Genomic DNA, 7351 nt, shown 5'->3' with positions numbered 1-7351 from the left:
CAAGAGTTGGGCCAAAGAACAACTCTTGGCAGAGGTGCAAGCGCTGCTGGATGGTTACGGTAAGACATTCCACATCAGTTTCAAGTGATTACTTAGCACCACTATGGGGCGGCGAATCCGGCAAAAACTGGCCTCGCTGGGGCGCCTTCTCGCTTTCGACGCCCAAAGTCCGACAGGCTCCTAGTTTTCAGCTTTCTGCAAGAAGCTTTTCGATCAACTGGTGTAGCTCTGCAAAGTCGGGCGCGCCGACGTAGCGCTTCACGATCTGGCCGCGTTTGTCCACGACGAAGGTGGTCGGCGTGAGTTGCACGTCGCCCCAGGCCCGTGCCGCGGCGCCGGTGTTGTCGATCGCGACCTTGAAAGGCAGTTTGCGGGTTTGCGCAAAGTTGACCACGTAGCTTGGCGGGTCGTAGCTCATGGCCACGGCGAGTGTGTCGAGGCCGCGGGCGTGGTATTTGTCGTAAGTGGCGACGAGCTGTGGCATTTCGGCGACGCAGGTGGTGCAGCTCGTGGCCCAGAAATTGACCAGCGTCACTTTGCCGCGCAGCTGCGCGCTCGTCTGCTGCGCTCCGTCGAGCAGGATAAACGTGGATGCGGGTGCCGGCGCGCGCTCCGTCCCGAGATAGCTCCAGGCCCCGACGAGAGCCAACACGGCCAGTGCAGCCCCGGCGGCCCCGCGTTTCCAGAATTTGGTGTGCATGGCATTTCCCCTAAAAACCCGATTGTGCAAGAGCGAGCTGGGCTATGTTTGAGAGGGCGGGGCGTAAAAAAGTTCGCGGTGCGCGCTGTGCTGTCGATAATGAAACCATGTGCATCCAACGAAACTTGCGCGCGCTGTGCGCCGGCGGCTTGCTGGCCTGGCTGCTGGTGGCCTGCAGTCCGGCGCTGAATTGGCGCAACGTGCCGCTCGAAGGCGCCGCGCTGACCGTCGCGCTGCCCTGTAAACCCGACCGCGCCGTGCGTGCGGTCGATCTTGGCGGTGTCAAGGCCGATCTGGCCATGGTGGGCTGCGAGGCCGACGGTGCCTTGTTCGCGGTCTCGAATTTTGCGCTGCCCGACCCGGCGCAGGCGGGCAGCATGCTGTTGCACTGGCGCACTGCCGTGTTGGCGCGGCTCGGTACCGGCGTTCAGGTCAGCGCCCAGCAGCCCTTCGTGCCTGTGGGTGCGCTATCGCTGCCGGGCGCTGTACGCATCATCGCGCTTGGCCAGCGCCCCGAAGGCGGTGCCGTGACGCTGCAGGCCGTGTGGTTTGCGCGCGTGCAGGGTACGCAGGTGCGGCTGTACCATGCCGCGCTCTATACCGACAGACCGCGTCCCGAACTGGCCGATCGCTTTTTCGAGGGACTGAAGCTGGAGCCATAGCTCTGCAAGCCTGCAAGCCGCGACATGCCGCGCCGCACGCGATAATGTGCGAAGCAAGTCTCTATGAGCACCAACATTTTCATCATCGCCCACGCGCCCCTGGCCCATGCGCTGCGGGAATGCGCCTTGCACGTGTTTGCCGATTGCGGCCCGGCCGTCGCGGCGCTCGACGTGCAGCCCCACGTGCCGCCCGAGGAGACGCTCGCGCTCGCCCACGCCCTGCTCGAGCGGCTTGGCCCCGGCCCCGTGCTGATCCTGACCGACGTATTCGGCGCCACGCCCTGCAACATCGCGCAGCGCTTGATCGACGGCGTGCAGGCGCGCCTGATCGCGGGGGTGAACCTGCCCATGCTGCTGCGCGCCATCAGTTATCGAGACGAGCCCCTCGAAGCCGTGGCCTCGCGCGCCGTGACCGGCGGCATGCAAGGGGTCATGCAAGTCGCTGCCACTGCGCCGCAGTACCAGACGTTTCGTCGCAACGCCCATGATCAAGACCCGTACTCTCATCAGCAATAAGCTGGGGCTGCACGCCCGCGCCTCGGCCAAGTTGACCAAGCTCGCGAGCAGCTTTCCGTGCGAGGTCTTTTTGCGCCGTGGCGAGCGCCGCATCAATGCCAAAAGCATCATGGGCGTGATGATGCTCGCCGCGGGCATGGGCAGCGAGGTCGAGATCGAAACCAGCGGCGAACGCGAGCAAGAGGCCATGGACGCGCTGCTGGCCCTGATTGCCGATAAGTTCGGCGAAGGTGAATGAGCGCGCCACGTTCCACAGGCAGCATCCGCCACGCCGCCCGCCCCATCGACGACCCCGCCAAGGACGCGCACCCATGAGCTTTGCCATCCACGGTCTCGCGGTTTCGCGCGGCATCGCGATCGGGCGCGCCGTGCTTGCAGCTTCGAGCCACGTCGATGTGGCGCACTACTTCATCGAACCCGACCAAGTCGAGGCCGAGATCGAGCGCGTGCGCCAGGGGCGCAATGCGGTAGTCGAGGAGTTGCTGCGCCTGCAGGCCGAGATGCCCGCCGACGCACCGCCCGAAATCTCTGCGCTGCTCGACGTGCACCTGATGCTGCTGCAGGACGAGGCGCTGGGCAACGGGATCAAGCACTGGATCCGCCAGCGCCTCTACAACGGCGAGTGGGCGCTGACCACGCAGCTCGAAGTGCTCGCGCGCCAGTTCGACGAAATGGAGGACGACTACCTGCGCGAGCGTAAGGCGGATCTCGAGCAGGTGGTCGAGCGTATCCTGCGCCACATGAAGGGCGCGCCGCACCCCGTGGCAGCGCCTGCACGCGCGGCACGGCGGCAGACTGCGCAAGACCTGCTGCTCGATGACAGCGCCGATGTCCCGCTGGTGCTGCTCGCGCACGACCTCTCGCCCGCCGACATGCTGCAATTCAAGCAAAGCGTGTTTGCGGGCTTCGTCACCGACGTGGGCGGCAAGACATCCCACACCGCGATCATCGCGCGCAGCATGGACATCCCCGCCGTGGTGGGCGCGCGCACCGCGAGCCAGCTCGTGCGCCAGGATGATTGGGTCATCATCGATGGCGATGCCGGCGTGCTGATTGTCGATCCGTCACCCATCATCCTCGCCGAATACGGCTTTCATCAGCGTCAATCGGCGCTCGAGCGCGAGCGCCTGGCACGCCTGCGCCACACCCCTGCAGTGACGCTCGACGGCGAGGCGATCGAATTGCTCGCCAACATCGAACAACCTGCCGATGCCGCCGCGGCCGTGCAGGCCGGGGCGATGGGCGTGGGGCTGTTTCGCAGTGAATTTCTGTTCATGGGGCGCGGCGGCAAACTCCCCGGTGAGGACGAGCAATACCGCGCCTATTGCGCCGCGCTCGAAGGCATGCAGGGCCTGCCGCTGACGATACGCACCGTCGATGTGGGCGCCGACAAACCGCTGGACAAGGCTTTCAAGGACGATCACCTGAACCCGGCGCTGGGCCTGCGCGCGATCCGCTGGAGTCTGGCCGATCCGGCCATGTTCCGCACGCAGCTGCGCGCCGTGCTGCGTGCGGCGCGGCACGGCCCGGTCAAGCTGCTGTTTCCCATGCTCGCACACGTGCACGAGATCGAGCAGACGCTCGCGCAGGTGGATCTCGCGCGGGCCGAGCTCGACGCGCGGGGCGTGCCCTACGGTGCCGTGCAGCTCGGCGCGATGATCGAAGTGCCCGCTGCGGCGCTGACGGTGGATACCTTTTTGCGCTATTTCGACTTTCTCTCGATTGGCACGAACGACCTGATTCAATACACGCTCGCGATCGACCGCGCCGACGAAACCGTGGCACACCTGTACGACCCGTTACATCCGGCCGTGCTGCGCCTGGTGGCAGACGTCATTGCTGCGGGCCATGCGCACGGCAAGAGCGTCAGCCTGTGCGGCGAAACCGCCGGCGACGTGGCCATGACGCGACTGCTGCTGGGGCTGGGCTTGCGCAGCTTTTCCATGCACCCGGCACAGATTCTGGCCGTCAAGCAGGAAGTGCTGCGCGCCGACACGCGCCGCCTCGCGCCCTGGGCGCAGCAGGTACTCACGGGCGAGGCGGTGGCGACATTGCCGGCGACTTGAGCGCGCGCGCCACCGCGGGTCTATAGATTCGGCGCGAGCAGGCGCTGCAGTTCAGCCTCGTCCATGCCGCGGCGCTGCGCGAGGTCTTGCAGTTGGTCCGGGCCGATCTTGCCGACGTTGAAGTACCGACTTTCGGGGTGGCTGAAGTAAAAGCCACACACGCTCGCGGCGGGAATCATGGCCAGGCTGTCGGTCAGGTGCATGCCGATGTCGTGCGCCTGCAGCAGCGCGAACAGCTCGCGCTTGATGCTGTGGTCGGGGCAGGCCGGGTAGCCGGGCGCGGGGCGGATGCCACGGTATTGCTCGGCGATGAGCTGCTCCACGCTCAACGCCTCGTCGGCTGCGTAGCCCCAGAGCTCGCGGCGCACGCGCGCGTGCAGCCACTCGGCGCAGGCTTCGGCCAGGCGGTCGGCCAGGGCCTTGAGCATGATGGCGCTGTAGTCGTCGTGCTGGCCCAGGAATTCGGCCTCTTTCACGTCCACGCCCAGGCCCGCGGTGACGGCGAACGCGCCCAGGTAGTCGCGCAGCGGCGCCGGGCTGCCGTTTTGAGCATCATTTTGGCCTCCAGCGCCCGTATCATATGCGCCAGTAGCTCCTGAAACAGAAGCTTCGCGCGGCGCCACGAAGTCGGCCAGGCAGCGGCTGGGGCGCAGCCGGCCGTCGGGGCCGGGCTGCTTTTCGGTCTGCTGGCGCAGGCCGTGCCACACGAGCACGGGCGTCTGCCGCGCCTCGTCGGCGTAGAGCGCGATGTCGTCGTCGCCCACGCGGTTTGCGGGCCAAAAGCCGACCACCGCGTTGGCCGTGAGCCAGCGGCCAGCTACGATTTTTTTCAGCATGGCCTGCGCGTCGGCGAACACGCGCTGCGCCTCGGCGCCCACCACCTCGTCGTGCAGGATCGCGGGGTATTTGCCCGCCAGGTCCCAGGTCTGGAAGAACGGCGTCCAGTCGATGTAGGGTACCAAGTCAGCCAGCGCGATGTTGCGAAACACGCGCCGGCCGATGAAGTGCGGCACGGGCGGCTGGTAGCCGGTCCAATCGATGGGCGTTTTGTTGGCGCGCGCCTTGGCCAGCGGCCACAGCGGGGTCTGCTTTTTGCCTGCGTGCAGCGCACGCACCTTGTTGTAGTCGGCGCGCAAGTCGGCCAGAAACTGCGCGCGCTGCTGGCCCAGCAAGCTCTGCGCCACGCCCACGCTGCGCGAGGCGTCGGGCACATACACCACGGGGCCGTCGTAGTGCGGCGCGATCTTCACCGCGGTGTGCACGCGGCTCGTGGTGGCGCCGCCGATGAGCAGCGGAATCTGCCGTTCGCGAAAGTACGCGTCTTTTTGCATCTCTGCGGCCACATATTGCATTTCTTCGAGGCTGGGCGTGATCAGGCCCGACAGGCCCACGATGTCGGCGCCCACCTCCTTGGCCTTGGCCAGGATGTCGTGGCAGGGCACCATCACGCCCATGTTCACGACCTCGAAGTTGTTGCACTGCAAGACCACGGTGACGATGTTCTTGCCGATGTCGTGCACGTCGCCCTTCACCGTGGCGATGACGATCTTGCCCTTGCTCTGCACCACGCCGCCGGCCTCGGCCAGGGCGGCCTTTTCGGCCTCGATATAGGGCAGCAGGTGCGCCACGGCCTGCTTCATCACGCGCGCGCTCTTGACGACCTGCGGCAAAAACATCTTGCCCGCGCCGAACAGGTCGCCGACCACGTTCATGCCGTCCATCAGCGGCCCTTCGATCACGTGCAGTGCGCGCCCGCCGCGCGCGAGCGCCTCGCGGTAGGCTTCTTCGGTGTCCGCGCTGATGAAGTCGGTCACGCCATGCACCAGCGCGTGCGTGAGGCGCTCTTGCACCGTGCCTGCGCGCCAGGCGAGCTTTTTGCTGTCGTCGCGCGCGGCGCCCTTGGCGCTTTCGGCGACCTCGATCAGGCGCTCGGCGGCGTCGGGGCGGCGGTTGAGGATCACGTCTTCGACACGCTCGCGCAGCCCGGGTTCGAGCTCGTCATAGACACCGATCATGCCCGCGTTGACGATGCCCATATCCATGCCCGCGCGGATGGCGTGGTAGAGGAACACCGTGTGGATCGCCTCGCGCACCGGGTCGTTGCCGCGGAAGCTGAAAGAGACGTTGCTCACGCCGCCCGACACCTTGGCGCCCGGCAGGTGCCGCTTGATCCAGCGCGTGGCCTCGATGAAATCGACCGCGTAGTTCGCATGCTCCTCGATGCCCGTGGCCACGGCGAAGATGTTGGGGTCGAAGATGATGTCCTCGGGCGCAAAGCCGACCTCATCGACGAGGATGCGGTAAGCGCGCTCGCAAATTTCTATCTTGCGCTGAAAGCTGTCGGCCTGGCCCTGCTCGTCGAAGGCCATCACCACCGCCGCCGCGCCGTAGCGCCGCACGAGCCGCGCCTGGCGTTGGAACTCGGCCACGCCTTCCTTCAGGCTGATCGAATTGACGATGCCCTTGCCCTGCACGCAGCGCAGGCCCGCTTCGATCACGCTCCACTTGGAGCTGTCGATCATGATGGGCACGCGCGCGATGTCGGGCTCGGAGGCGATGCAGCGCAAAAAGCGCACCATCGCGGCCTCGCTGTCGAGCATGGCCTCGTCCATGTTCACGTCGATGATCTGCGCGCCGTTTTCCACCTGCTGGCGCGCCACGGCCAGCGCCTCTTCGAACTGGCCGTTCAGAATCAGGCGTGCAAACGCCTTGGAGCCGGTGACGTTGGTGCGCTCGCCGATGTTGACGAACAGGGTATCGGGGCCGATGACCAGCGGCTCGAGGCCGGAAAGGCGCAGCGGGGGAAGGGCAGCTTGCGTCATGAAAGGACTCACCTGAAAAAGCCAAGGCAGGTGAGCGTCGTTGGGCAGGATAGGACAGCACACCAAGCCTGACCGGCTCAGGGCCGGCTGCAACGCTCCTTGGCGGCAAGGGGGCGATTTTACGAGCGCGAGTGCACACCCTTGGCGCGTGTCAACGCAAAGTAGAAATGTCCCCTCCTGCGCCAAATACAAATGTCCCTTGGCACACGGAGCAGTGTCAAGGGCAGACGAAGTCTGGCGCAGCGCACCCTTGAAGCAGGGCAGGCGGCCCTATGCTGAAACATGATTGGAAGTGCGGCATGGCCGGGCTTCCAATCATGTGTGCAAGGCACTCTGGTCAGGTCACCACTTCCTCCAGAAGGGGACATTTCTATTTTGCGTTGACAGCAGCTCAAGCGCGCTCAAGCGAGCCAAAAAATGCGCTACAATCCGCCTCCCCATTTATTGCGCCCCCGGCGGCTAGCTGCGCGGTAGGTGCGAGAGAAGGGGAGAAGAAGGAAGAGAAAGGCGTAGGCGGCGCGAGATCCCCTGCACTTTAGTCGGAAAACTTCTTGCGGGCTGACAAAAAAGCCTGCTACAATGCGC

6 protein-coding genes and 1 riboswitch are annotated in these 7351 nt (G+C 65.6%); of the genes, 4 read left to right on the top strand and 2 right to left on the bottom strand.

Annotated elements, in window-relative coordinates; all coding sequences use genetic code 11:
* Positions 1–187: 187 nt before the first annotated feature.
* Complete coding sequence (locus DFR45_RS14195) at positions 188–700, bottom strand: TlpA family protein disulfide reductase (RefSeq protein ID WP_114484389.1); 513 nt, start codon at positions 698–700, stop codon at positions 188–190.
* A 107-nt stretch (positions 701–807) separates the two neighbouring features.
* Between DFR45_RS14195 and DFR45_RS14190 the strand changes: the two genes are divergently transcribed.
* The 4 genes from DFR45_RS14190 (at position 808) to ptsP (ending at position 3944) form a co-directional block, all read left to right on the top strand.
* Positions 808–1362: a hypothetical protein gene (locus DFR45_RS14190; protein WP_174564704.1), complete on the top strand. Its 555-nt coding sequence runs from the start codon at positions 808–810 to the stop codon at positions 1360–1362.
* A gap of 63 nt (positions 1363–1425) precedes the next feature.
* Entirely contained in the window at positions 1426–1878 is a 453-nt protein-coding gene (locus tag DFR45_RS14185; RefSeq protein WP_114484387.1) for a PTS sugar transporter subunit IIA, read from the top strand.
* On the top strand, positions 1847–2116 hold the full coding sequence (locus tag DFR45_RS14180; RefSeq protein WP_114484386.1) for an HPr family phosphocarrier protein: 270 nt from the start codon (positions 1847–1849) through the stop codon (positions 2114–2116). Before DFR45_RS14185 ends, DFR45_RS14180 begins: the two co-directional genes overlap by 32 nt.
* Positions 2117–2189: 73 nt before the next feature.
* Entirely contained in the window at positions 2190–3944 is a 1755-nt protein-coding gene (ptsP, locus tag DFR45_RS14175) for a phosphoenolpyruvate--protein phosphotransferase (protein ID WP_114484385.1), read from the top strand.
* 20 nt (positions 3945–3964) lie between these two features.
* Here the strand turns inward: ptsP and metH are convergent, their stop codons facing one another.
* Entirely contained in the window at positions 3965–6766 is a 2802-nt protein-coding gene (gene metH / locus DFR45_RS14170; RefSeq protein ID WP_114484384.1) for a methionine synthase, read from the bottom strand.
* A 25-nt stretch (positions 6767–6791) separates the two neighbouring features.
* Positions 6792–6873: riboswitch (S-adenosyl-L-homocysteine riboswitch) on the bottom strand.
* Between the last annotated feature and the right edge of the window lie 478 nt (positions 6874–7351).

Source organism: Extensimonas vulgaris (assembly GCF_003337425.1).
GTDB lineage: Bacteria > Pseudomonadota > Gammaproteobacteria > Burkholderiales > Burkholderiaceae_C > Extensimonas > Extensimonas vulgaris.
The sequence above is the reverse complement of the archived record's forward strand: the minus strand, read 5'-3'. Positions and strand labels throughout refer to the sequence as shown.

Bases quoted from the DNA above. Each gene is read 5' to 3' on its own strand.
- metH (WP_114484384.1), bottom strand. From the start codon at position 6,766: ATGACGCAAGCTGCCCTTCCCCCGCTGCGCCTTTCCGGCCTCGAGCCG.
- ptsP (WP_114484385.1), top strand. From the start codon at position 2,190: ATGAGCTTTGCCATCCACGGTCTCGCGGTTTCGCGCGGCATCGCGATC.
- DFR45_RS14185 (WP_114484387.1), top strand. From the start codon at position 1,426: ATGAGCACCAACATTTTCATCATCGCCCACGCGCCCCTGGCCCATGCG.
- DFR45_RS14190 (WP_174564704.1), top strand. From the start codon at position 808: ATGTGCATCCAACGAAACTTGCGCGCGCTGTGCGCCGGCGGCTTGCTG.
- DFR45_RS14195 (WP_114484389.1), bottom strand. From the start codon at position 700: ATGCACACCAAATTCTGGAAACGCGGGGCCGCCGGGGCTGCACTGGCC.
- DFR45_RS14180 (WP_114484386.1), top strand. From the start codon at position 1,847: ATGATCAAGACCCGTACTCTCATCAGCAATAAGCTGGGGCTGCACGCC.